We start from the raw sequence: 22,110 nt of genomic DNA on the forward strand, positions 1-22,110 counted from the left end.
GCAATCTTCGCGTCTCGATCGGGCAACGCACCCGGTCAAATCAAACGTCCCCCAGGTGGGATTCCAAAGGGCTCAGCCCTTTGGCCGCCGGAGGCATCCTTTTCTTCTCTTGCCATTACCCGCGCAGCTTGGCAGCGATGTCGGCGGCGACTTTCTCGCCGGACAGCAACATGCCGCCGAAGATCGGTCCCATGCGGTAGGAGCCGTAGCTGGCGTTGGCGGCCATGCCGGCCACGTACAGGCCCGGGAAGATTTCCTGGGTGTTTTTGACGGTATTGGTCTCGGCCACTTCGGCCCACATGGACTGTTCGCCCTCGATGCCGCCGGAGGGGGTGTTCAAGCGCACGTCGTTTTTGCGTACCAGCGTGTGCAGCACTTCCACGGCATGGCCCGTGGCCTCGATCAGGTACTTCGAGGCGAGCACCACCGGGTCCACGTGCAGGCCGGCCATCTCGACCGGGGAGGAGTTGATGACGATGCCCGTCACCCGCTTGATGCCGTCCTCTTCGCGCAGGACCACGTCCTCGACGCTCATGCAGTTAAACACCTTGGCCCCGGCCAGGCAGGCGGCGGAAGCCAGGGTGGTGGTGGCGGCCACGGCGTCGGCGGTGAAGTAGTTGTCCTTGTAGCGCTTGACCGGCACACCGACGTCGGTGAGCAGGTGGACGCTTTCTTCCTGGACCACGATGATGTTCCAGGTCATGCCGCCGCCCCACATGCCGCCGCCAAGGGACAGCTTGCGTTCGAACAGGGCGACGTTGAAGCCGTCGGCGGCCAGCAGCCGGGCAGCGGTCAGGCCGGATGGGCCGCCGCCGATGATGGCCACGTCGAGATCCAGGCTGGATTTGAACTTCTCGAAATACTCTTCCAGAATGGCCTGGGTGATGATGCGTTCATCCAAAGACATGAATGGGAACCCCTTGGCTGCGAGACGTTGGTGCTACTTCGAGCCGATGACGGCGCGAATGGACTCGACATAGGGTGCGGTCAACACGCCGCGTTCGGTGATGATGCCGGCGATGAGTTCGGCCGGGGTCACGTCGAAGGCATAGTTGTAGACCGGCACGTTTTCCGGGGTGATGCGGTGCTCGCCGATGTGGGTGACTTCGCGCGGGGTGCGGTCCTCGATGGGAATCTCGTCGCCCGTGGCAATGCGCAGGTCAAAGGTGGACGCCGGGGCGGCGACGTAAAACGGCACGCCATGGGCCTTGGCGGCCAGGGCCACGGTGTAGGTGCCAATCTTGTTGGCCGCGTCGCCGTTGGCCGCGATGCGATCCGCGCCGACCACGACCTTCTGGACCATGCCGCGCTTCATGAGGTGGCCGACGGCGTTGTCGCAGGCAACCGTGACCGGGATGCCTTCCTTGGCCAGTTCGTAGGCCGTCAGGCGTGCGCCCTGGAGGAAGGGCCGCGTTTCGTCGGCAATGACCCGGATGCGCTTGCCCTGTTCAAAGGCCGCCCGGATGACGCCAAGGGCCGTGCCGTAGCCGGCCGTGGCCAGTGCGCCGGCGTTGCAGTGGGTGAGGATGGTGTCGCCGTCGGCGATGAGATCCGCGCCGTGGCGGCCCATGGCCTTGCAGATTTCGATGTCCTCGCTGTGCATGTCCTGGGCCAGCCCAAGCCAGGTCGAGAGCAGCTCGTCCAGGCTGGCGGCAGACATTGCAGCCCACTTCGCGCGCATCCGTTCGACTGCCCAGCGCAGGTTGACGGCGGTGGGGCGGGCCTGTTCCAGTTCGACCAGCAGCGCCTGCAGGCGTTCCTTCCAGGCCGGGCCGGCTTCGGACGATTCCCGGGCAGCCAGATAGCAGCCGTAGGCAGCGGTGACGCCGATGGCCGGTGCGCCGCGCACCACCATGGTCTGCAGGGCGTAGACCGTGTCGGCGGTATTGCGGCACACGAAGCATTCTTCGCGGTCGGGCAGGAAACGCTGGTCGAGGAGCAGCAGGGCCTGCTTGTCGGCGGAAAAGGCAATATGGTCGGTCATGGCGTCATTCCAGTCCAGGGTGGGGGTCCAAAACACGGCCCGCACCGGCAACGCGCCGGCTGGGCAGGCCCCTTGCAGGGCGTCCTTGCATCACGATTCCGGTGGGAGCGGCGGCCTAGCCGAGCTTTTGGCGCAACAGGTCGTTGACCAGTCCCGGGTTGGCTTGTCCTTTGGTGGCCTTCATGATCTGGCCGACGAAAAAGCCCATGAGCTTGGTCTTGCCGCCCTTGAAGGCTTCCACTTCGGCCGGGTTGGCGGCCAGGACCGCATCAATGGCAGATTCCAGGGCGCTGGAGTCGGAAATCTGCGACAGGCCTTTTTGGCGCACGTAGTCGGCCGGGTCAAGACCCTCGGCAAAGAGTTCCGGGAAAATCTGCTTGGCGATCTTGCCGGAGATTTCCCCGGCGTCGATGAGCTGAATGAGGCCGGCCAGTTTTTCGGCCGTGAGCTTGGCCTGACCGGCCGGAATGTTCGCCTGGTTGAGCTCGCGCATAAGCTCGCTTTGCATCCAGTTGGCGGCCTTTTTGGGGTCGGCCCCGGCAGCGGCCGTGGCCTCGAAGTATTCGGCCATGTCGCGCTCGCCGGTCAGCACCTCGGCATCGTAGTCGGACAGGCCGTACTGGGAGACAAACCGGGCGCGCCGGGCCTCGGGCAGCTCCGGCAGCTCGCTTTCCCAGCGGGCAAGGGTCGCGGCGTCCAGGCGCACGGGGACCAGGTCGGGGTCCGGGAAGTAGCGGTAGTCGTGGGCTTCTTCCTTGCCGCGCATGGAGGCGGTCACATTCTTGTTGGCGTCGTAAAGGCGGGTTTCCTGGATGACGGGCAGGCCGTCGTCGAGGCGGTCAGCCTGCCGTTCCACTTCGTATTCGATGGCTTTTTGGACGTGGCGGAAGCTGTTCAGGTTTTTGAGCTCGGCCCGGGTGCCGAAGGCTTCCTGGCCGACCGGGCGCAGGCTCACGTTGGCATCGCAGCGAAAGGAGCCTTCCTCCATGTTGCCGTCGCAGACATCGAGGTAGACCAGGATGGCGCGCAGGGCCTTTAAATAGGCCACCACTTCCTCGGGGCTGCGCATATCCGGCTCGGAGACGATTTCAATGAGCGGCACGCAGGCCCGGTTTAGGTCCACGTAGCTGACGTTGTCGGCGGTGGAGTGGATGTTCTTGCCGGCGTCCTCTTCCATATGGATGCGGGTGATGCCGATGCGTTTGGCTGTGCCCTGGGCGCTGATGTCGATGTGGCCGTGCTCGCAGATGGGCTGCTCGAACTGGGAGGTCTGGTAGCCCTTGGGCAGGTCGGGGTAAAAGTAGTTCTTGCGGGCAAAGACCGACACCGGGTTGACCGTGCAGCCGGTGGCCAGCCCCATCTTGGCGGCGTATTCGACGACGGTGGCGTTTAAGACCGGCAGGACGCCGGGCATTCCCGAACAGACCGGGCAGACGTTTTCGTTGGGGTCAACACCGAAGCGGGTGGAGCAGCCGCAGAAAATCTTGCTGGCGGTTTTCAGCTGGGCGTGCACTTCGACGCCGATGACCGTTTCATACCTGGCCATGAAAGCGCTCCTTGAGGCGGCGTCCCGAGTCCGGGAACGACGCGAAATTTCGGTCGGGGGTGTACCCCGCTTCCGGCAAGCCGGTCAATGGCGTGCCGGGGGTGGGAAGAGGCCTTCAAATGGTTGTAATTTTGAAGCGTCGGGCCTACAACAGCCATGTTGCGCCCGCTGCATTGCCCGGCGGGGGCTTTTACCTACACTACCACGACGCGAGGGATGCCATGGGCCGGATCGACATGTTGGCGGGGCGCGCGCTGCGCGTTGCCGGTTTTGTTATGGTGCTGGGGTTCTGGATTGTCATGTCGCTGGCCTGTCCGCAGGGGGCGGCGGCGTCTGATGAATTTGAATCCATGATGCCGGAGCAGCTTTCCAAAGAGGTGCGCAAGGCCGAAACGGAATACCGCAAGGTGATGGAAGAGGTCCGGGCGGCGGAAAACGAGCGTCTGGCCCGCAAGGCGGCCGGCGCGGCGGATGCAGCCCTCAAGGAAGCCGACGCCGAACTGGCCCGGCTGCTGCACAAAGCCGAAATGCTCAAGGTCCAGGCCGATTATCTGGATGAGCTCTACGAGACCAAGCGCCGCGAATACAAAAACAAATAAGGCGTGCGGTGCGTTCGGCCCCAAAGGCCCCCTCTGGTCCGGAATCGGGCCGCAGGGGGCTTTTTTTGGGCGTGGCTCCCTGTCCGTGCTAGAACAGCCAACAGATCCGGCAAAGTTATGCTTGCCAATGTCACCGTCATTGTCTATACAATGAATGCGAGATCAATTGTGAGTTGTGCATGAACCAAGGAGGAGGAACATGAAAAAGTGGTTTGCCGCTACGATGTTGGCCTTGGCTCTGGGGATGTGTTTTACTCCGGCCACGGCAATGGCTGCTGATCCGTATTCGACGCTGTACCAGAATATTGTTGATGCCCTCGGCAATAACAATGGTAAATTCGAAGTGATCGATTTTTTGCTGATGTGGTTGGAATAGCAGTCTGACTGCAGTAAATTGACGTCGTATCCTGGGGCCGCTTCATGCGGCCCCTTTTTTGTACGACGGATATGGTGTCGCTTCCTCGGTCTTTGTAGCGCGTGCTTTCGGCAGAAGCGTCACGCAAGGCCGGCTGATATCGTTGCCACCAGACCCTGTGAGGCCGGGCCGAGGCCCAGGGAGGTGGGCGAGGCGGTCATGAGCGCCTGGGACTGGCCCAGGGCTCCCTCCAAGGCGACGACGCCGGAGCGGGTCAGGGCTCCCAGGAACGGGTCTTCGGCCACCAGCCCCTTGCCGGCAAATCCGGCATAGTCCTCTGGATACCAGGTGGCGTAAAAAACGGATGTTTCCGTACCCGGGGTCCCGCCCTCAAGGAGCGACAATTCCGCGTCCCAGGTCCAGGCCGTGGCCCCTTCGTTCGTGATTTCAACCAGGGTTCCGGAGTCGCCCAGGGTGGCCAGGGTATGGCCGTCCCGGAGCCGCTGGGCCCCGCTCATGCGGGCGGAATAGAAATCGGTCAGCCCCGGTGAGACGTAGGTCCAGGTCGGGCTGGCCGGACCATAGGTCCCGGCAGCGGACAGGGCGTAGCCGCCGTTGGCCGTGGTCGGCACGGTGAGCTCCAGTATCCGGGAATAGTTGCCGCCGGGGCGGTCGGCTCCGTTGTCAAAGACCAAGATGTCGCCGGCCCCGGGCAGGCCCGCATCGATCCATTTGGCGTCGTGCTGGCCAAAGAGCTGGCGGTCGGCCCGGGTCCCGGCGTCGTAGGCCTCTGGATTGCCCCAGCGGTAGAGCAGGTCGCCGCCATGCCCTGATGCGCCGCCGTCATGGCCGGCTGCCTCGGCCGTGGTGGTGGAGTGGTCGATGATCCAGATCTCGTTGTAGTTGCGGGCACTGATAAGAATGCGATCCGTGTCTGCGTCATAGTCCACGCTGTTGATATGGGTCCATCCGTCAGGGAACGCGGGCCGGCCCTCATAGTTGAAGTCGATCCGCTCCGGGTGTCCGGCCACGGTGCCGAAGGTGGCGGCAGTCGGGGCGATGTCCTGGACGATGTGGTCGATGGCCCGCCACTCCCAGACGATCTCGCCGCCGGAAAAACCTTCGGGACGCACTTCCACCAGCTTGTCGGCCGCCAGGTAGCCGTCGCGAAGCTTGGCCGGGTCGCGGCCAAGGGCCAGAGCTTCTTGGGCTGTGATGATTTCGGCGGCGATAAATAGGATGTCCCCGTTTGGCAGCACCATGAAGTCATGGTGCTGAAACTTGTCCGTATCGGAATAGTAATACTGCCAGATGAGATGGCCGTCCCAGTCGAATTCCTCAATGACGCCACCGGAACCGTGAATATAGTGATCGTTTGAAACTTTTCCTGCCCGAAACAAATGGCCTTCATCGGTCAGTATAGCAGTCAAGCCTGCATTGTAATCACTTTTCCAAGTGTGAACAACGGAACCGCTTCTGTCGATAAGGTAGGTGAAAGTCGATTCTTGGGGAGTGACAAGGATATAGCCGGAGAGGGTGGATTCGCTCATTTGGTCTTTCTGCTGGTGTTGTTGGTGACGCAGCGGGTGATGATTGCCACGTCCTTTCGATGCCACAGTCAGCTGGATCAATCCACCCCCTTTGTGCCCCAGGCCGCCGCGAAATCCAGAAAGCCGGCCACCCGGTTTTGCCGGTCATAGGCCAGGGATTCCTCGGGGCGCGGGGCAATGGACCACAGCCAGGTCCGGTCCGGCGCAGGCAGGGCCACGCCTTCCAGGGCGTCGCGGCTCTCGATGAGGCACTCCCCGTCCGTGCGTTCCCAGGCCGTGTCGCAGCACAGGCAGACCCGGCCGGGCAGGCTGGCCAGCCAGTCGAAATGGGCGGTGACGAGGCCCTGGTAAAAGGCCTCGGCCGCGGCCCCGGCCGCACGCCGGCCCAGGAGCTTGTAGAAGGGAATGGAAAGCTGGGAGGCGAGGTTGACCGAGGCGGTCAAATCCGGTCGTAGGCCCCCCAGAAGATCGGGATGGGGGACCGGGCAGGGCAGGGGGGCGCGGGATTTGGCTGCAGCCCGGGCGGCCTGGACCATGCCCGTGGCATCGGCAGTGACCAGCCGCACATTGGAAAACCGCGATGCCAGGGCGCGGGCCGCCCGGGGGTGGTGGGCGTCAAGGAGCACCACCTGGCGGAATTGCCCGGCCAGGTCGGCCACCGGCACATCGAGGCAGGCTCCGGACCCGAGCACCACCGCCGTCCCGCGTCCGGCCGCAGTCCGGGCGGCGTCGAGGATGAGCGCCCGGGTGGCGGCCAGATGCGGCTCCCAGGCCGCAGCACAGCGCCGATGCCGGGCGTCGATGGACACGGCTTCGCGGTCCTGGCCAAGCCATCTGGCCAGACGCGACCCACGGTCGCGCCACAAGGTGAAAAGTTCCCGCAGCATGTCGCCTCCAGGCCCTTTCCGTAAACCAGGCCCCGCCATCCTGCAATGCCGCTGCCGGCACCCGCAATCCTTGACACCCGGGGAGGGGACTTCTAGGGTTGCTACCATGCGAAAACGGTTCGCCCGGGATTGCCCGGAGGGCCGGCTACCTGAGGAGGTTTCCATGCGTCGCAGCCTGTGGATCGTGGTCCTGCTCGCCTGTCTGGCCGTGCCGGCGGTCGGGAAGGCCCAGAGCCAGACAGCCGCTCCCGAGCCGGCCAAAACCCCGGACATCGCCCCTGAGGCGGCCGCGCCGGTGGCGGCCATGTGCCGGGACCTGGCTTCCCGGAGCGCCCTGGCCTTTTCGGCCGAAATCACCGAGGAGCAGGTCTATCCCAACGGCCAGACCGTCCAGTTGACGCGTTTTGCCGATGTGGCCCTCAAGCGGCCCGACAAGCTCTATTCCCGGGTCACCGGGGACGAGCGCGACCGGGTCTTCGTCTATGACGGCAAGACCGTCACCGTGGCCGACTACGACCGCGGCGTCTACGCCGTCATCGACGCGCCCCCGACCATCGACGCCACCATGGCCATGCTGTCCGAGAAGTACGGTCTGGTCGCGCCGCTGTCCGATCTGCTCTACGCCGACCCCTGCAAGGAACTGTTGGCCAACGTGCGCACCGGCGACTGCGTGGGCGTGCATACCGCCGCCGGTGTGGCCTGCGACCATCTGGCCTTCACCCAGAAAAAACGCCGACTGGCAGCTCTGGGTGGAAAAGGGCAAGTCGGCCCTGCCGCGAAAGGTCGTCATTACCGACAAAAACGGCATGGGCTGGCCGCAATACGCCGCCACCTTCACGGACTGGGACACCGCTCCGCGCCTGCCGGCCGACCTCTTTACCTTCAAGCCCGGCAAGGACTTGCGCCGCATCGAATTCACCCCCATGATCGCCGGCCAGGAAGGCAAGTGAGGCAATGGCCATGAGACGCGACATACGGCACAGACACATTCCCCTGGTCCTGGTCTTTTTGGCGGCCTTCACCCTGGTTTTCGACGCGCCCGGAATCCTTGCCCTGTCCCGGCTGCTCACGCCGGAGGCCGAGGCCCGGGGTGGCGGCGGCTTTGGCGGCGGCGGGCCGCACGGCGGCGGTGGTGGTTTTGGCGGCGCGCCGCGTGGCGGCGGCGGTGGCGCTCCGCGTTTCGGTGGTCCTCCTCCGGGCGGCGGCGCAGCCCGTCCCGGCGGAGCCGGATTTGGCGCACCGCCTCCAGGCGGCCTGCGTTTTGGCGGCGGCCCGCCCATTGCCCCGGCTCCCTCGGTCCGCCCGCCGGCCCCGACAGCCATGCCCCGGCCCAATTACGCCCCCATGCCCGGCCCGGTGCCGGTCGCCCCGGGCCGGCCACCCGTACCGGTCGGAGGGCCCGGGTACTACCCGCCGCGTCCGCCCGCGCCCATTGGTGTGCCGGTCCCTGGCTACGGCCCCGGCCCCCGGCCGCCGATCCCGGTGGCGCCGGTGCCGGTCCCGGTTCCCGTCGGCGTACGTCCCTGGGGACCGCCGCCGCCCGTGGCTCCCGGCCCCTGGCTGTGGGCCCTGCCTGCCGCTGCGGCCGCCGTCACCATCGCCGGCATGACCTATTATAATGTGAACAACACCTGCTACATTGAGCAGTACCAGGGCGACAAGGTGGTCTACGTGCCGGTCAAGGGGCCGTGCCCGCCGCGACCCGACTACTAAGGCTCCGGCTCCGGCCAAAAAAAAAAGGGCGGCTCCCGATCCGGGAGCCGCCCTTTTCTGTGTTGCGGGTGATGGGAAGGGTCAGCCGGCCTTGCCCTGGGCGGCCACGGCAGCGGCCTTTTGGGCCACGGCCTCGGGATCGCCGAGGTAGTAATGGCGAAGCGGGGCCAGATCGTCGCCCAGTTCATAGACCAGCGGCACGCCAGTTGGAATGTTCAGTTCGCTTATGGCCGCATCGTCAATACCGTCGAGGTATTTGACCAGGGCGCGCAGCGAATTGCCGTGGGCCGCCACCAGCAGGCGCGTGCCGGCGGTTATGGCCGGGGCCATGACCTCGTGCCAGTAGGGCAGGACCCGGGCCACGGTGTCTTTGAGCGACTCGCAGCGCGGCAGTTCGGCATCGGTCAAGGCGGTGTAGCGCCGGTCGCGGCCGGGAAACCGCTCGTCGTCGGGGGTAAGCGCCGGTGGCGGGGTGTCGTAGCTTCGGCGCCAGACAAACACCTGCTCCTCGCCGTACTTGGCCGCCATCTCGGCCTTGTTCAGTCCCTGGAGTGCGCCGTAATGGCGTTCGTTTAGGCGCCAGGATTTACTGACCGGGAGCCACAGCCGGTCAAGGCCCTCAAGCATGATGTCGAGGGTCTTGACCGCCCGGGAGAGCACCGAGGTCAGGCAGGCGTCGAAGTCGTAGCCGCCCTCGGCCAGAAGCTTCGCTGCCGCTGCGGCCTCGTCCTGCCCTTGCCGGGTCAGACCCACGTCGGTCCAGCCGGTGAACCGGTTTTCCAGATTCCAGACGCTTTGGCCGTGGCGCACGAGGACCAGGGTGTGCATGGCATTCTCCCGGGACGAGGTTATTTCTTGGCGTCGCAGCCGTCGCCGGTGGCGGGCGCGGCCTCGAAGTGGTCGCCGGTCATCATGCGCATGGCGCACATGGCCCCGCACATGGCGCATTCCTTTTCCTTGCTGTGCGCTCCCCGGCGCTCGCGCACCATGTCCGGGTCCAGGGACAGCTCGGTCATGGCCTCCCAGTCCAGTTCGGCCCGGGCCTTGGACATGTCCCGGTCCCGGGCCACGGCCTGGGGCCGGCCAAGGGCGGTCTCGGCGCTCTGGGCGGCCACGAGGCTGGCCTTGATGCCGGCCCGCACGTCGGCCACGTCGGGCAGGGTGAGGTGCTCGGCCGGGGTCAGGTAGCACAGGAAATCCGCGCCGAAATAGGCGGCCAGGGCGCCGCCGATGGCTCCGGCGATGTGGTCGTAGCCCGGAGCGCAGTCCGTGGTCAGCGGTCCCAGGACATAGAGTGGCGCACCGTCGGTCAAGCGCTTTATGCCCTGGATCTGGCCCTGGACGAGGTGCAGCGGCACGTGTCCCGGCCCCTCGATCATGGTCTGGACGCCCTGGGCCTTGGCCCGGGCGGCCAGCCGGCCGAGATTGATCACTTCCTCCCACTGGGCCCCGTCGCCGGCGTCGGCGCCGCAGCCGGGCCGCAAGCCGTCGCCCAGGCTGATGGTCACGTTATGGGCCAGGCAGATGTCGAGAATGTCGTCGTAGTGCGTCAAAAAGGGGTTTTCCGTGTCATGCCGGCGCATCCAGCGGCCAAGGATGGAGCCGCCGCGCGACACGATGCCGGTGATGCGGCCGCCCTCGGCGGCCAGTTCCACACCCCGGCGGGTGATGCCGCAGTGCAGCGTCATGAAATCCACGCCGGCCTCGGCCTGCTTGGCAATTTCGGTCAATATTTCAGCCACGGTGAAATCGCTCGGGTCGCCGCCCTTGGCGATGTGGCGCTGGGCCACGCCGTACAGCGGCACGGTGCCAAGGGGCAGGTCGGTGGCCGAAAGGATGGACGTCCGGATGGCTGTCAGGTCGCCGGCCGTGGACAGGTCCATGAGCGTGTGCGCCCCGGCCGTCTTGCAAAGCGCCACTTTTTCCATTTCCATGGCCACATCGGTGACGAACATGGAGGTGCCGATGTTGGCGTTGACCTTGATGCGGGCCGGCTGACCGATCACCGTCGGGGTGACGCCGGCGTGGGCCGGATTGGCCAGGATGACCATGGTGCCGGCATTGACGGCCGCTTCGATGGTGGCGGGAGAGAGTCCCTCGGCGGCGGCCATCTCGCCGGAGCGGGTGCGGAAGATATTGGAGAGTGTGGCGTTTTTGCTCAGGATGGACATGCTGCTTCCTTTGAAAGGTTTCCAGATCAGCGATCCTAGCATGAAGGCCGGTAAAGCTCAAAGGCGGGCCGGGTCCGGCCAGGCCTTTTTGGGGTATTTGTCGGCAGGCGGCAACGCGGCACGAGTGCGCGAAATAATTGCTTGTGCACTTGTTGTGTCATTTCTTTCTTTGTATTGAAGCACCAAAGAACTGGCATGGCGTGGCATTGGCGCTGGGGCGTGTCTTGGCCGGCGGTCCGGGGCCATTGTCCGACACGGGGGCGATATGAACGTGCTGCGTTTGTGTTTTGCCTGGCTCTTGGCGGTGTTGTTCGCGCTGCTGGCACCGCATTCGGCCCAATCCTACACGTTGCCGGCTACCGGCCAGACGGCCTGTTACGACGATGTCGGGACCATTGGTTGTCCTCGGCCAGGCGAGGACTATTATGGCCAGGATGGGAATTACCAGGCCGGAACGCCCATGGCCTATCAAGTCGGGACCGCAGGTATCGTCACGGACCTGACGACAGGGCTTTTCTGGCAACAAGCCGCCAACACGACGGGCCGGACCTTTGCCGATGCCCAGGCATGGTGCGGGCAGTTGCCCCTCGGCAATACCGCGGACTGGCGCATGGCCGACCTGTGGGAGTTGGCCACAATCGTTGATTATGGCCGAGAGAATCCCAACTGGAATGCGATTTTTTCCGGACCAACCGTTGCGGGATATTTCTCGAATCAAGAAAACAAGCAGTTGAGCACAGATGTCTGGGGCATCCAGTTTTATTGGGGTACGGTCAGCACCGGAGCCAAGTCAAACACGGGATACGTCCGCTGCGTGCGCGGTCAGGCTTTGCCGGCGTCGACCTATGTGGACAACGGCGACCTGACGGTGAGTGATCAGGCCACCGGACTGATGTGGCAAAAGATTGCCAGTGAGACGGCGTTGACCTGGAAGAACGCCCTTTCGCATTGCGAAGGGGCAACGACAGGAGGATATTCTGACTGGCGTCTGCCAAATATCCGCGAGCTTGTCAGTCTCGTCGATTACACAACGTATGCCCCAGCCTTTGATGTAACATATTTCTCCGGCGCTTCAGACGCGTATTGGTCGGGGTCAACCCGATACGGGCACGGTAACAATGGATGGTATGTCGATTTTGACACGGGTTCTTCCGGGTATTATATCTCCAAAAGCTACCTTGGCTATGCCCGTTGCGTGCGTGGCGGCACAACCATCGTGGTGGTCGCCGTCCTGGGCAATGCGCCGTCCTCGCCCACGGTGTCGCGGTCAGCGACGATCACTGTGGGCGGCACGGGGGTTGTGGCTTACAAGTACCGTCTTGACGGCGGTGACTGGAGCGAGCAGACTTCAAGCATCACCCCGATTGCCCTGGCCGGGCTTTCTGTTGGCGCACATACGCTGGCTGTGCTCGGGGAGAACGCCAACGGGGTCTGGCAGGACACCGCCTCGCCGACCACGGCTGCCTGGACCGTTGTCACCGTGAGTCCGGCCGCAACGGATTTGCTGCTGCTTGGCCAGTAGCCACCGAGTGCGGCCGGCTGGAAGAAAGTGGGGCCGCAAGACTTGCCAAGCCCCATAAAAGGCGTTACTTGATCTCGCTTTCCCGGAAGGGATACTCTCAAGGAGTCAGGCTATGAAAAAAGATATCCATCCCAAGACGTTTAAAGCCACGATTCGCTGCCACTGCGGCTTCGAAGCCCAGGCCACGTCCACCAAGGGTGAACTGGTCCAGGTCGAAGTGTGCTCCAACTGCCATCCGTTTTACACCGGCAAGCAGCGTTTCCTCGACACCGCCGGCCGCATCGACCGCTTCCGCAAGAAGTACGCCAAATTTGAGCCCAAGGCCTAGTGGGGCTCTGGTCCGCATCCGCCGGGCCCAAAGGCCCGGCGGCAACCTTCAGGATACAGCCATGAAACGCTTTCTGCGTCTGCTCCCCCTGCTGGTGGCCTCGCCAACCGTGGGCGGTCAGGCCGTCATGGAAGGCGTCATGATGCGCGATCGGGATCGTCTGGCCATTGCCGTGCGCAAGCCCGGCGGCGACATCCTGATAAACGTGCGCCCGTGGTTCACCCTCACCGCTGCCAAGTGGCTCAAAAAGCCGCTTCTGCGCGGGTTTCCTGTTTTGCTCGAAACCCTGGTCAACGGCATCAAAGCGCTTAACTACTCGGCCCAGGTGGCCGTGGAAGATGAGGAAGGGGCCGAGATCGGACCGCTGGCCATGGGACTGACCCTGGCAGCCTCCATCGGCTTCGCCCTGCTGCTGTTCGTGGTCACGCCGCACCTGTTCTCTCTGGGGATGCGCAGCCTGGGGCTTTCCGGCGGGGTCGAGGACTTAAGCTTCCACGTCTGGGACGGGCTTTTCAAGATGGTCCTTTTTATCGGCTACGTGGCCGCCATTTCCTTCCTGCCGGACATCCGGCGGGTGTTTCAGTACCACGGGGCCGAGCACAAGGTCATCTGGGCCTACGAACAGGGCGCGGAACTGTCTCCGGCCGGAGCGCGGGGCTTTTCCCGGCTCCACCCCCGCTGCGGCACCGCCTTCCTGCTCTTTGTCCTGACCATTTCCATCGTGCTCTACGCCTTTCTCGTGCCCTGGCTGCTGACGTTTTACGCCCCGGCCACGGCCTGGATCAAGCAGGTCTATATTGTTGTCCTCAAGCTCGTCCTCATGGTTCCGGTCAGCGCCCTGGCCTATGAAGTCATCAAGCTCGCCGGCAAGTTTCATACGAATATTGCCTGCCGCCTGATCTCGGCCCCCGGGCTTTTCTTACAGATGCTCACCACCAAGGAACCCGACGACGCCCAGATCGAGGTGGCCCTGGCCGCCCTCGACGGTGCCGTTGCCGGCCGGCCGGCTGCCTGACCCGACGCAGTCTCGCCTGTCCCTGCCAACCCTCAAGCCGGGGGACGCTTCTTATGTGTCCCGCCCCGGAGACGCCCCATGTTCGCCAAGCTCGAAAGCCTCGAACGCAAGTACGAGGAATTGGTTAGCCAACTTTCCGACCCCGCCGTCCTGTCCGATCAGGACCGCTACCGCAAGCTGGCCAAGACCCACTCCGATCTCGGCGACATCGTGGCCGCATACCGTGAGTACAAGCAGATCGTCCGGAACCTGGAAGACAACCAGGAAATGACCCAGGACGCCGATCCCGAGATCCGCGAACTGGCCCAGGCCGAGGCCAAGGCCCTCAAGGAACAGCAGACCGAACTCGAAGTCCGGCTCAAGCTGCTGCTTTTGCCCAAGGACCCCATGGATGACAAGAACATCCTGCTGGAAATCCGGGCCGGCACCGGCGGCGAAGAAGCGGCCCTGTTCGTCGGCGACCTCTTTCGCATGTACACCCGCTATGCCGAGACCAAGCGCTGGAAGGTCGAGATCATGAGCCAGTCCGAAACCGGCACCGGCGGCTTCAAGGAAGTCATCGCCTCCATCTCGGGCGAGAAGGTCTACAGCCGGCTCAAGTACGAATCCGGAGCGCACCGCGTCCAGCGCGTGCCGGCCACTGAATCCCAGGGCCGCATCCACACCTCCGCCGTCACCGTCGCCATCATGCCCGAGGCCGAGGAAGTCGACGTGGCCCTGGATCCGGGCGATCTGCGCATCGACGTCTACCGCTCAAGCGGACCGGGCGGCCAGAGCGTCAATACCACCGACTCGGCCGTGCGCGTCACCCACATCCCCTCGGGGCTGGTGGTCATCTGCCAGGACGAAAAATCCCAGCACAAAAACAAGGCCAAGGCGCTCAAGGTCCTGCGCTCCCGCCTGCTCCAGGCCGAGCAGGAAAAGCAGCGCATGGAACAGGAAGCCACCCGCCGGTCCCAGGTCGGCAGCGGCGACCGCTCCGAGCGCATCCGCACCTACAATTTTCCCCAGGGCCGCATCACCGACCACCGCATCAACCTGACCCTCTACCGGCTCGACGCAGTGCTTGAAGGCGACCTCGACGAAATGTGCGACGCGCTGATCGGCCACTACCAGGCCGAAGCCCTCAAAGCCCAGGCCGACGCTGCGTAGTGCGGGAAGAGGTGAGAGGTGAGAGGTGAGAGGGGAAGAGGCCTCCGGCGGCCGGGGGGATGATCCCCCCGGACCCCTCGACGGGAGAATTTTTTTAAGGGGTGCTGGTTGGCAATTTGGTCGGTTGTGGACAGGAACAGCCGATGTGGGGGAGGAGCGGGGCGTTGGTATGGGCGTAAAAGCGGCGACGGTGCGGGAAATTTTGGCCAAAAGCGAAGGCTATCTGGCCGAGCGGGACATCGACAGCCCGCGCCTGTCCGCCCAGGTCTTGGTGGCAAAAGCCCTGGAGATGGATCGGCTGGGGCTTATTTTGGCCATGGACCGGCCGCTGACGCCTGACGAACTTGATGCCGTGCGCCCGCTCATTGCCCGGCGCGGCCGCGGCGAACCCGCCGCCTACATCCTTGGCGAACGCGAATTCTACGGCCTGGACTTCACTGTCACCCCGGCCACGCTGATTCCCCGTCCCGAAACCGAATGCATCATCGATCGTGCCCGGGAGCTTTTCCCGGACGGCGCACTCGCCCATTTTGCCGACCTCGGCACCGGGTCGGGCTGTCTGGCCGTGACCCTGGCCACGCTTTTCCCGGCCGCCCACGGCCTGGCCCTGGATCAAAGCCCCGACGCCCTGGCCGTGGCCCGGCAAAATGCCGAGCACCACAAGGTGGTTGACCGGCTGGCCTTTGTGGAAGCCGACTTTGCCGCGCTGCCGCCGTGCGACGGCGGCTACGCGCTTGTCGTCTCCAATCCGCCCTATGTCAGCGCCGCCGAGTACCGGGAGTGTTCCCGGGAAGTGCGTACGTTTGAGCCGTTTACCGCCCTGGTTCCCGGCGAGTCCGGCCTGGAGGCCGTGCCGGTGGTGGCCCGGGCCGCGTATACTCGGCTTCGCCCCGGCGGCTGGCTGCTGGTCGAAATCGGCTGGAAGCAGGGGCCGGACGCTGCCGCGCTGCTGGCCGAGGCCGGCTTTGCCGATGTGGCCGTGCGCCGCGATCTGGCCGGCTGCGACCGGGTGGTTGAGGGGCGCAAACCCTAGGATCGTCTCCCGCTTGCGCCCCTGCCCTTGTTCCTGCCCTCTGGATTTTTCGGTGCCATGCTCCTGCTCCCGCTGTGCTTCCGCATCGCCCCGTGCCGACCTACGGCCGCGTTCCCACGCTTGGCCCAAATCCCTTGCCGAGTTCCGTCAGCCCTGTCCCGTCCGCGTTCATGCGGTAGAGCCGATGCCGGCCGTTGGCCGGAGCTTCCGGCAGGCCTGCGAAATAGATGCGCTGTCCGTCCGGGGTCCAGGCTGGGGCAACCGCCACGATGGATCGGGGCGTGAGGCGATAGTTCGTGCCGCTTGCCGCGTCATAGAGGAACAGGGCTTCGCCGGTGTCGTTGAGCCAGGGCCGCATGGCCGGCGACGGGTTTACACCGCTCTCCACCAGCATCAGGTTGTCGCCACCCGGGCTTGGCCGATACTGGTCGGCGCTGCTCAGCAAGGTTTTGTCCGTGAAGGCCGTGATGGGTTCCTGGCGTAGCGTTTTGCCGTCCAGGCCCATCCATCGCACCTGGCTGGAGTCGTTGTCGTAGGCGAAAAGAACCAGGGCCGTTCCGTCCCGGGTAAAGCCCTGGAAGGAGTCGTAAACGGGCAGATCGGCGGCGAGAACGGCCGGCTTGGGGTCGGCCTGGGAGAGCTCCACTGCCTCGATGCGATCATAGGCCCCCAGGTTGGGCTCGGCGGGCCTGCGGTCATCGACCCGCCAGGCCAGCCGGTGGCCATCCCGACTGAAGTGGATTTCGCGCACCTCAGGCGGTTTTGCGGCGAAATGCCGGGGCTTGGCCCGACCATTCAAATCGACAACACTCACGCCTCCCCCGGCAGCGGGCGTGTAGGCCAAAAGCGATCCGTCCGGCGAAACGGCCGGGGAGGTCCCCTTGGCGATGCGCCGGGGCTTGGCCGCGCCGTCGTACACCATGATCCACGGGGAGTCCTCATAGGCCAGCACATCCCGGGCGGCCAGGGTCGCGTCGCCCGGAGCCGGCGCCCAGTCCGGCCTTTCCGCATACGTCTTGCCGGGCTGGCTGGCCAGGGCGGTCAACGGCAGGCGGTAACGGCGGGCGCTTATGGGGAGGGCTTCGGGGGCGGCGGGTTCCACCGTCGCCCAGCCGTCATGAACCTCATGCAGGAAGACCTTGTCGCCAATGGCCAGGGGCGGCGCGCCTTTTTGGGGGCCGCCCACGAGCTTGGCCTGCCCGGCGTCTCGCACGGTCATGACGGGCTCGCCGTATTGAAAAAGGATCTGGGCCCAACCGTTTCCCGTCGGCACGAGCAACAGCCCGGCCAGCAGCAAGGCCGGCCAGGCGCGAACCAGGGCTGGCATCTTAGACCTCGGTCTGCTGCCCGGAGGCGGCATCGGCCGGGCCAAGCAGATTCTTGAATTCGGTTTCGTCCAGCACTTCGCGTTCCAGCAGTTCCCCGGCCACGCGCTCCAGTTCCGGGCGTCTGTCTGAAAGCAGCGCCTCGACCCGGCCATAGGCCACTTCCAGGATGTCCTTGACCTCGGCGTCGATGCGGGCAGCCGTGGCTTCGGAATATTCCCGGCGGGCCAGCCCGCTCTGGTCGGGCGACAGGAATACCGGCCGGTTCTGGCGCGGGTAGGTGGCCTGCCCGAGTGTTGCCCCCATGCCGTATTCGGTGACCATGGCCATGGCGATGTCGGTGGCCCGTTGCAGGTCGTTGTGCGCCCCGGTGGAGACGTCGCCAAACACCAGCCGCTCGGCCGCCCGGCCGCCGAGCAGCACGTCGATTTTGCCCAGGAGCTCGGTCTGGCTCATGAGGTAGCGGTCTTCGGTGGGGAGCTGCTGGGTCCAGCCCAGGGCGCCGATGCCGCGCGGCACGATGGAGATCTTGTGCACGGCGTCAGCCCCGGGGGTGAAGGTGGCCACGATGGCGTGCCCGGCCTCGTGGTAGGCCACCACCCGCTTTTCCTTGGGATTGATCACCCGGTTCTTTTTTTCCAGCCCGCCCATAATGCGGTCGACGGCCTCTTCGAGGTCGTCCATGTCCACGGCGTCCTTGTTCTTCCGAGCCGCCAGCAGGGCCGCCTCATTGATGGCATTGGCCAGATCGGCCCCGGAAAAACCCGGGGTCTTGCGGGCGATGACGGTGAGCTCCACTCCCGGGGCCAGGACGATCTTCTTGGCATGGACGCGCAGGATCTGCTCCCGGCCGACCACGTCCGGACGGTCCACCAGCACCTGCCGGTCAAACCGCCCGGCCCGGAGCAGGGCCGGGTCCAGGGTCTCCGGCCGGTTGGTGGCGGCCATGATGATGACCCCGACCCGGGGATCGAAGCCGTCCATTTCCACCAGCAACTGGTTCAGCGTCTGTTCCCGCTCGTCATGGCCGCCGACAATGGCTCCGGAACGGGATTTGCCGATGGCGTCGAGTTCGTCGATGAAAATGATGCACGGGGCCTTTTCCTTGGCCTGGACAAAGAGTTCGCGCACGCGGGCCGCGCCGACGCCCACGAACATCTCGACAAATTCCGAACCGGAGATGGAGAAGAAGGGGACTTGCGCCTCGCCGGCCACGGCCCGGGCCAGGAGGGTCTTGCCCGTGCCGGGAGGGCCGACCAACAGCACGCCCTTGGGCATCTGGCCGCCCAGACGCTGGAACCGCTCCGGGGTTTTCAGGAACTCGACCACCTCTTCCAGTTCCGCCTTGGCCTCGTCGCAGCCGGCCACGTCGGTAAACCGGGTGTCCAGGTCCTTTTCGGCATAGACCCGGGCCTTGTTCTTGCCAAAGGCCATGACTCCCTGGCCAGGATTGAGCCGCTGCATGAGCACGTACCAGATGCCAAAAAAGATCAGGATGGGGATAATCCAGGACAGCATGTCGCGCAGGAACGTGGATTCGGGATGGGCCCGGAAGGTCACATGGTATTTGGCCAGTTCGCCCGACAGTTCCGGGTCCACCCGGCGGGTGACGAATTCCGTGGCGGTTTCCGGTTCGCCCGCCTTGCCCTGCATCTTGCCGGTGATGACGTCGCCGGTGATGGACACCTCCGATATCTCGCCGGCCTGCAGTCGGGTCAGGAATTCGGAGTAGGGCAGGTTCTTGGGCCCGTAGTTGGTGACGATGAGGTTATTAAGGAGAAGCACGCCCCAGATGGCGATAAGGATATACCAGAGGGAGAAGCGGTGGTGTTTTTCCAGGTTCTTCACGGTGTGCTCGAAGGTCAAGAGGTTGTGGGAAGAGCCCCGTTATCCATACCAATACGTCGGTTGCGCGGCGTTGACAACGAGGGCCGGGCGGGTTTTGCCGGGGCGGATTGGCCGAATGCCATAAAAAAACGGGAAAATGGAAAAAAAGGATTGCCAAGGGTTTGGAGTGGGGGTAAAGACTCTCTCTCGCGTCTGGGGAAAACGGACGCGACTGTGACTGGTGAAAAAAAGGATTGACGACCCGGGCCGGTTCGGCTAGCTTGCCACCTCTTGGTTTGGCTGGCGTAGCTCAACTGGCAGAGCAGCTGATTTGTAATCAGCAGGTTGCGGGTTCGAGTCCCATCGCCAGCTCCAGAGCGGAGGGGTTCCCGAGTGGCCAAAGGGAACAGACTGTAAATCTGTCGGCGTACGCCTTCGGAGGTTCAAATCCTCCCCCCTCCACCACTTTGAGCGCGAATGCAGTAGGAGACAGGTAGCCCTGTCGCATGAACTACATGTGACATACGCGGGAATAGCTCAATTGGCTAGAGCATCAGCCTTCCAAGCTGAGGGTTGCGAGTTCGAGTCTCGTTTCCCGCTCCAATTGCCGCCCCGTGTCCTACCGCTAGAAAGGGCCCACGTAGCTCAGTCGGCAGAGCACTTCCTTGGTAAGGAAGAGGTCGCCGGTTCGAATCCGGCCGTGGGCTCCATATCTTCACCTTCAAAATCCTGAGAAGCAGCTGCTGCAGGGGGATGACATGGGCAAGGCGAAATTTGAACGCACCAAGCCGCACGTCAATATCGGCACCATCGGTCACATTGACCACGGCAAGACCACGCTGACCGCCGCCATCACGCGTCTGGCCAGCATGAAGGGCTTTGGCGAGTACATTCCCTTCGACCAGATCGACAAGGCGCCGGAAGAAAAGGAACGCGGCATCACCATCGCCACGGCCCACGTCGAATACCAGACCGACAAGCGGCACTATGCCCACGTCGACTGCCCCGGTCACGCCGACTACATCAAGAACATGATCACCGGCGCAGCCCAGATGGACGGCGGCATCATCGTCGTCGCCGCCACTGACGGCCCCATGCCCCAGACCCGTGAGCACATCCTGCTCGCCCGTCAGGTCGGCGTGCCCCAGCTCGTCGTGTTCATGAACAAGGTCGACCTGGTCGACGATCCGGAGCTGCTGGAGCTGGTCGAACTGGAAGTGCGCGAGCTTCTGACCAAGTACGGCTTTGACGGCGACAACATCCCGGTCATCAAGGGTTCGGCCCTGAAGGCTCTGGAAGCTGCCGACATCAAGAGCCCCGATGCCGCTCCGATCTTCGAGCTGCTCGATGCTTGCGACAACTTCATTCCCGAGCCCAAGCGCGACATTGACAAGCCCTTCCTGATGCCCATTGAAGACGTTTTCTCGATCTCCGGCCGCGGCACCGTCGTGACCGGCCGTGTCGAGCGCGGCATCGTCACCATCGGTGACGAAGTTGCCATCATCGGCATCAAGGACACTGTCAAGACGACCTGCACCGGCGTCGAAATGTTCCGCAAGATCCTGGATCAGGGTCAGGCTGGCGACAACGTCGGCGTGCTTCTGCGCGGCGTCAAGCGTGATGACGTCGAGCGCGGCCAGGTTCTGGCCAAGCCCGGTTCCATCACCCCGCACCGCAAGTTCAAGGGCGAAGTGTACGTCCTGAACAAGGAAGAAGGCGGCCGCCACACCCCGTTCTTCACCGGGTATCGCCCCCAGTTCTACTTCCGCACCACGGACATCACCGGTGTGGTTACCCTCAACGAGGGCGTGGAAATGGTTATGCCGGGTGACAACGCCACCTTCAACGTGGAACTGATCCACCCCATCGCCATGGAAAAGGGTCTGCGCTTCGCTATTCGCGAAGGTGGCCGTACCGTTGGCGCGGGTGTCGTTTCCGAAATCGTGGAGTAAACGATGCGCATCAATCTCCAGTTGCAGTGCACCAAGTGCAAGCGCAAGAATTACGCCACGGAAAAGAACAAGAAGAACACGACCGGCCGTCTGGAACTGAAGAAGTATTGCCCCTTCGATCGTGAGCACACGGTCCATCGGGAAACGAAGTAAGTTCCGGTAGTCATAACGCAGGGCAGTAGCTCTAACGGTAGAGCATCGGACTCCAAATCCGAGGGCTGGGGGTTCGAATCCCTCCTGCCCTGCCATTTTCAAGCAAGGCGTAGGTCATGGCCAAAGACAAGACCCAGGCGGCTCCGGTCGCGGAAAAGCCCTCCAAGCCCAAAACTTCCTCTGGCAAGTCCAAGGAAGATTCCGGGAAGGGCGGTGTTTCCCTGACAGGCCGCATCGACCAGGCCAAGGAATTCTTTGAGCAGTCCAAAGGTGAACTCAAGAAGGTCACCTGGCCGACCCGCGAAGAAACGGTGAAGACCGGGATCGCCGTCCTGGTCTTCAGCGTCGTGATGGCCATCTACCTGGGCGTCGTCGACATGGCCCTTTCCAGGCTCGTCGCGCTCATCCTCTCGTAATGGAAACCACCATGGTTGAACAAGACGAAGTCGGAGAAGATCAAAACCCGGCACGCTGGTACATCGTCCACACGTACTCGGGTTTTGAAAACCGGGTGGAACTGACTCTGCGCGAAATGATGCGCACCGGCCAGGATGGCGGCAGCATCAAGGAAGTGGTTGTCCCGACCGAAAAGATCATCGAACTGGTCAAGGGCGAGAAAAGAACGTCCACGCGGAAGTTTTATCCCGGGTACGTCATGGTCAAGATGGCCATGAACGACAACTCCTGGCATCTGGTCCAGTCCATTCCGCGAGTGACCGGCTTTATCGGGGGCAAGAACCAGCCGACCCCCATGCGCGACAGCGAGGCGCAGAAGATTCTCAGCCTGATGGTCAGCCGTCAGGAACAGCCCAGACCCAAGTACCATTTCGAACGGGGCGATGAGGTCCGCGTCATCGATGGCCCCTTCGGCGGCTTCAACGGCGTGGTCGAAGATGTCAACTACGACAAGGGCAAGCTTCGCGTTTCGGTCTCCATTTTCGGTCGACAGACGCCGGTGGAACTCGATTTCGTGCAGGTAAGCAAAAATTAGGGCGAAG

General features: G+C 63.9%; 22 protein-coding genes, 5 tRNA genes and 1 pseudogene. 19 read left to right on the forward strand and 9 right to left on the reverse strand.

All coding sequences use genetic code 11. From position 1 onward, the window contains the following. Positions 1-115: 115 nt before the first annotated feature. From DVDV_RS11830 to gatB, 3 genes are all read right to left on the reverse strand, one after another. The gene (locus tag DVDV_RS11830; protein WP_075354872.1) at positions 116-907 is read right to left on the reverse strand and encodes a sulfide-dependent adenosine diphosphate thiazole synthase; all 792 of its coding nucleotides are present in this window, start codon (positions 905-907) and stop codon (positions 116-118) included. Between the two features lie 33 nt (positions 908-940). Continuing rightward, entirely contained in the window at positions 941-1,984 is a 1,044-nt protein-coding gene (mtnA, locus tag DVDV_RS11835; RefSeq protein ID WP_075354891.1) for an S-methyl-5-thioribose-1-phosphate isomerase, read from the reverse strand. Between the two features lie 115 nt (positions 1,985-2,099). After that, a complete protein-coding gene (gene gatB, locus DVDV_RS11840) occupies positions 2,100-3,530 on the reverse strand; it encodes an Asp-tRNA(Asn)/Glu-tRNA(Gln) amidotransferase subunit GatB (protein ID WP_075354873.1) in 1,431 nt (476 codons plus the stop codon). An 11-nt stretch (positions 3,531-3,541) separates the two neighbouring features. Between gatB and DVDV_RS23385 the strand changes: the two genes are divergently transcribed. Further along, entirely contained in the window at positions 3,542-4,129 is a 588-nt protein-coding gene (locus DVDV_RS23385; protein WP_254845357.1) for a hypothetical protein, read from the forward strand. A 199-nt stretch (positions 4,130-4,328) separates the two neighbouring features. Then, positions 4,329-4,505, forward strand: a complete 177-nt coding sequence (locus tag DVDV_RS22785; protein WP_175577100.1) for a hypothetical protein — start codon at positions 4,329-4,331, stop codon at positions 4,503-4,505. Positions 4,506-4,624: 119 nt separating this feature from the next. Here DVDV_RS22785 and DVDV_RS11850 read toward each other — a convergent pair whose 3' ends face one another. Together DVDV_RS11850 and DVDV_RS11855 are read right to left on the reverse strand one after the other, a co-directional pair. Further along, positions 4,625-6,034, reverse strand: coding sequence for an aryl-sulfate sulfotransferase (locus DVDV_RS11850; RefSeq protein WP_075354875.1), 1,410 nt, complete (start codon positions 6,032-6,034; stop codon positions 4,625-4,627). A 77-nt stretch (positions 6,035-6,111) separates the two neighbouring features. Continuing rightward, the gene (locus DVDV_RS11855; RefSeq protein WP_075354876.1) at positions 6,112-6,921 is read right to left on the reverse strand and encodes a hypothetical protein; all 810 of its coding nucleotides are present in this window, start codon (positions 6,919-6,921) and stop codon (positions 6,112-6,114) included. 304 nt (positions 6,922-7,225) lie between these two features. Here DVDV_RS11855 and DVDV_RS23390 point away from each other — a divergent pair. The 3 genes and pseudogenes from DVDV_RS23390 to DVDV_RS23400 all read left to right on the forward strand — a co-directional run. Then, positions 7,226-7,585 (forward strand): annotated as a pseudogene (locus DVDV_RS23390) (DUF2092 domain-containing protein); the annotation flags it as partial. 85 nt (positions 7,586-7,670) lie between these two features. Further along, positions 7,671-7,871 (forward strand): DUF2092 domain-containing protein, encoded by a 201-nt coding sequence (locus DVDV_RS23395; RefSeq protein ID WP_254845359.1) that lies wholly within the window; start codon positions 7,671-7,673, stop codon positions 7,869-7,871. 10 nt (positions 7,872-7,881) lie between these two features. Continuing rightward, positions 7,882-8,634, forward strand: a complete 753-nt coding sequence (locus DVDV_RS23400) for a hypothetical protein (protein ID WP_254845358.1) — start codon at positions 7,882-7,884, stop codon at positions 8,632-8,634. An 81-nt stretch (positions 8,635-8,715) separates the two neighbouring features. On the opposite strand, the gene gpmA is transcribed toward DVDV_RS23400, so the two are convergent. Beyond that, entirely contained in the window at positions 8,716-9,462 is a 747-nt protein-coding gene (gpmA, locus tag DVDV_RS11870) for a 2,3-diphosphoglycerate-dependent phosphoglycerate mutase (RefSeq protein ID WP_075354877.1), read from the reverse strand. A gap of 20 nt (positions 9,463-9,482) precedes the next feature. Further along, positions 9,483-10,805, reverse strand: a complete 1,323-nt coding sequence (thiC, locus tag DVDV_RS11875; protein WP_075354878.1) for a phosphomethylpyrimidine synthase ThiC — start codon at positions 10,803-10,805, stop codon at positions 9,483-9,485. Positions 10,806-11,070: 265 nt separating this feature from the next. Here thiC and DVDV_RS11880 point away from each other — a divergent pair, with 265 nt between their 5' ends. The 5 genes from DVDV_RS11880 (at position 11,071) to prmC (ending at position 15,855) form a co-directional block, all read left to right on the forward strand. Beyond that, the gene (locus DVDV_RS11880) at positions 11,071-12,327 is read left to right on the forward strand and encodes a DUF1566 domain-containing protein (protein ID WP_075354879.1); all 1,257 of its coding nucleotides are present in this window, start codon (positions 11,071-11,073) and stop codon (positions 12,325-12,327) included. 112 nt (positions 12,328-12,439) lie between these two features. Further along, entirely contained in the window at positions 12,440-12,655 is a 216-nt protein-coding gene (gene rpmE / locus DVDV_RS11885; protein WP_075354880.1) for a 50S ribosomal protein L31, read from the forward strand. 61 nt (positions 12,656-12,716) lie between these two features. Then, a complete protein-coding gene (locus tag DVDV_RS11890) occupies positions 12,717-13,670 on the forward strand; it encodes a DUF1385 domain-containing protein (protein WP_075354881.1) in 954 nt (317 codons plus the stop codon). Positions 13,671-13,748: 78 nt separating this feature from the next. Then, positions 13,749-14,822 (forward strand): peptide chain release factor 1, encoded by a 1,074-nt coding sequence (gene prfA, locus DVDV_RS11895; protein ID WP_075354882.1) that lies wholly within the window; start codon positions 13,749-13,751, stop codon positions 14,820-14,822. A gap of 169 nt (positions 14,823-14,991) precedes the next feature. Beyond that, a complete protein-coding gene (prmC, locus tag DVDV_RS11900; RefSeq protein ID WP_075354883.1) occupies positions 14,992-15,855 on the forward strand; it encodes a peptide chain release factor N(5)-glutamine methyltransferase in 864 nt (287 codons plus the stop codon). A gap of 100 nt (positions 15,856-15,955) precedes the next feature. Here prmC and DVDV_RS11905 read toward each other — a convergent pair whose 3' ends face one another. After that, positions 15,956-17,182, reverse strand: coding sequence for a PD40 domain-containing protein (locus DVDV_RS11905; RefSeq protein ID WP_075354884.1), 1,227 nt, complete (start codon positions 17,180-17,182; stop codon positions 15,956-15,958). Position 17,183: 1 nt separating this feature from the next. Next, positions 17,184-19,019, reverse strand: a complete 1,836-nt coding sequence (gene ftsH / locus DVDV_RS11910; protein ID WP_075354893.1) for an ATP-dependent zinc metalloprotease FtsH — start codon at positions 19,017-19,019, stop codon at positions 17,184-17,186. A 287-nt stretch (positions 19,020-19,306) separates the two neighbouring features. On the opposite strand from ftsH, the gene DVDV_RS11915 reads away from it, so the two are divergent. The 9 genes from DVDV_RS11915 to nusG all read left to right on the forward strand — a co-directional run bounded on the left by DVDV_RS11915 (position 19,307) and on the right by nusG (position 22,103). Next, positions 19,307-19,382: transfer RNA gene (locus DVDV_RS11915), tRNA-Thr, on the forward strand. Positions 19,383-19,386: 4 nt separating this feature from the next. Continuing rightward, positions 19,387-19,472: transfer RNA gene (locus tag DVDV_RS11920), tRNA-Tyr, on the forward strand. Positions 19,473-19,533: 61 nt separating this feature from the next. Then, a tRNA-Gly gene (locus DVDV_RS11925) sits at positions 19,534-19,610 on the forward strand. 31 nt (positions 19,611-19,641) lie between these two features. Next, positions 19,642-19,717 (forward strand) — tRNA-Thr (locus DVDV_RS11930). A gap of 48 nt (positions 19,718-19,765) precedes the next feature. After that, complete coding sequence (gene tuf / locus DVDV_RS11935) at positions 19,766-20,959, forward strand: elongation factor Tu (RefSeq protein WP_075354885.1); 1,194 nt, start codon at positions 19,766-19,768, stop codon at positions 20,957-20,959. 3 nt (positions 20,960-20,962) lie between these two features. Further along, a complete protein-coding gene (gene rpmG / locus DVDV_RS11940) occupies positions 20,963-21,112 on the forward strand; it encodes a 50S ribosomal protein L33 (RefSeq protein ID WP_043639915.1) in 150 nt (49 codons plus the stop codon). A 19-nt stretch (positions 21,113-21,131) separates the two neighbouring features. After that, positions 21,132-21,207: transfer RNA gene (locus tag DVDV_RS11945), tRNA-Trp, on the forward strand. Between the two features lie 21 nt (positions 21,208-21,228). Further along, a complete protein-coding gene (gene secE / locus DVDV_RS11950; protein WP_075354886.1) occupies positions 21,229-21,528 on the forward strand; it encodes a preprotein translocase subunit SecE in 300 nt (99 codons plus the stop codon). Between the two features lie 11 nt (positions 21,529-21,539). Beyond that, the gene (nusG, locus tag DVDV_RS11955) at positions 21,540-22,103 is read left to right on the forward strand and encodes a transcription termination/antitermination protein NusG (RefSeq protein WP_075354894.1); all 564 of its coding nucleotides are present in this window, start codon (positions 21,540-21,542) and stop codon (positions 22,101-22,103) included. Positions 22,104-22,110: the final 7 nt, after the last annotated feature.

Origin of the sequence: Desulfovibrio sp. DV, assembly GCF_001936595.1 — a bacterium.
Classification (GTDB): domain Bacteria; phylum Desulfobacterota; class Desulfovibrionia; order Desulfovibrionales; family Desulfovibrionaceae; genus Solidesulfovibrio.

What these genes read in the sequence shown, in the direction of transcription:
- thiC (WP_075354878.1), bottom strand. Translation starts at nt 10,805, where the DNA reads ATGTCCATCCTGAGCAAAAACGCCACACTCTCCAATATCTTCCGCACC.
- DVDV_RS11830 (WP_075354872.1), bottom strand. Translation starts at nt 907, where the DNA reads ATGTCTTTGGATGAACGCATCATCACCCAGGCCATTCTGGAAGAGTAT.
- DVDV_RS11905 (WP_075354884.1), bottom strand. Translation starts at nt 17,182, where the DNA reads ATGCCAGCCCTGGTTCGCGCCTGGCCGGCCTTGCTGCTGGCCGGGCTG.
- secE (WP_075354886.1), top strand. Translation starts at nt 21,229, where the DNA reads ATGGCCAAAGACAAGACCCAGGCGGCTCCGGTCGCGGAAAAGCCCTCC.
- rpmG (WP_043639915.1), top strand. Translation starts at nt 20,963, where the DNA reads ATGCGCATCAATCTCCAGTTGCAGTGCACCAAGTGCAAGCGCAAGAAT.
- DVDV_RS23400 (WP_254845358.1), top strand. Translation starts at nt 7,882, where the DNA reads ATGAGACGCGACATACGGCACAGACACATTCCCCTGGTCCTGGTCTTT.
- prmC (WP_075354883.1), top strand. Translation starts at nt 14,992, where the DNA reads ATGGGCGTAAAAGCGGCGACGGTGCGGGAAATTTTGGCCAAAAGCGAA.
- DVDV_RS11850 (WP_075354875.1), bottom strand. Translation starts at nt 6,034, where the DNA reads ATGAGCGAATCCACCCTCTCCGGCTATATCCTTGTCACTCCCCAAGAA.
- rpmE (WP_075354880.1), top strand. Translation starts at nt 12,440, where the DNA reads ATGAAAAAAGATATCCATCCCAAGACGTTTAAAGCCACGATTCGCTGC.
- mtnA (WP_075354891.1), bottom strand. Translation starts at nt 1,984, where the DNA reads ATGACCGACCATATTGCCTTTTCCGCCGACAAGCAGGCCCTGCTGCTC.
- DVDV_RS11855 (WP_075354876.1), bottom strand. Translation starts at nt 6,921, where the DNA reads ATGCTGCGGGAACTTTTCACCTTGTGGCGCGACCGTGGGTCGCGTCTG.
- gpmA (WP_075354877.1), bottom strand. Translation starts at nt 9,462, where the DNA reads ATGCACACCCTGGTCCTCGTGCGCCACGGCCAAAGCGTCTGGAATCTG.
- nusG (WP_075354894.1), top strand. Translation starts at nt 21,540, where the DNA reads ATGGTTGAACAAGACGAAGTCGGAGAAGATCAAAACCCGGCACGCTGG.
- DVDV_RS22785 (WP_175577100.1), top strand. Translation starts at nt 4,329, where the DNA reads ATGAAAAAGTGGTTTGCCGCTACGATGTTGGCCTTGGCTCTGGGGATG.
- DVDV_RS11890 (WP_075354881.1), top strand. Translation starts at nt 12,717, where the DNA reads ATGAAACGCTTTCTGCGTCTGCTCCCCCTGCTGGTGGCCTCGCCAACC.
- tuf (WP_075354885.1), top strand. Translation starts at nt 19,766, where the DNA reads ATGGGCAAGGCGAAATTTGAACGCACCAAGCCGCACGTCAATATCGGC.
- gatB (WP_075354873.1), bottom strand. Translation starts at nt 3,530, where the DNA reads ATGGCCAGGTATGAAACGGTCATCGGCGTCGAAGTGCACGCCCAGCTG.
- DVDV_RS11880 (WP_075354879.1), top strand. Translation starts at nt 11,071, where the DNA reads ATGAACGTGCTGCGTTTGTGTTTTGCCTGGCTCTTGGCGGTGTTGTTC.
- prfA (WP_075354882.1), top strand. Translation starts at nt 13,749, where the DNA reads ATGTTCGCCAAGCTCGAAAGCCTCGAACGCAAGTACGAGGAATTGGTT.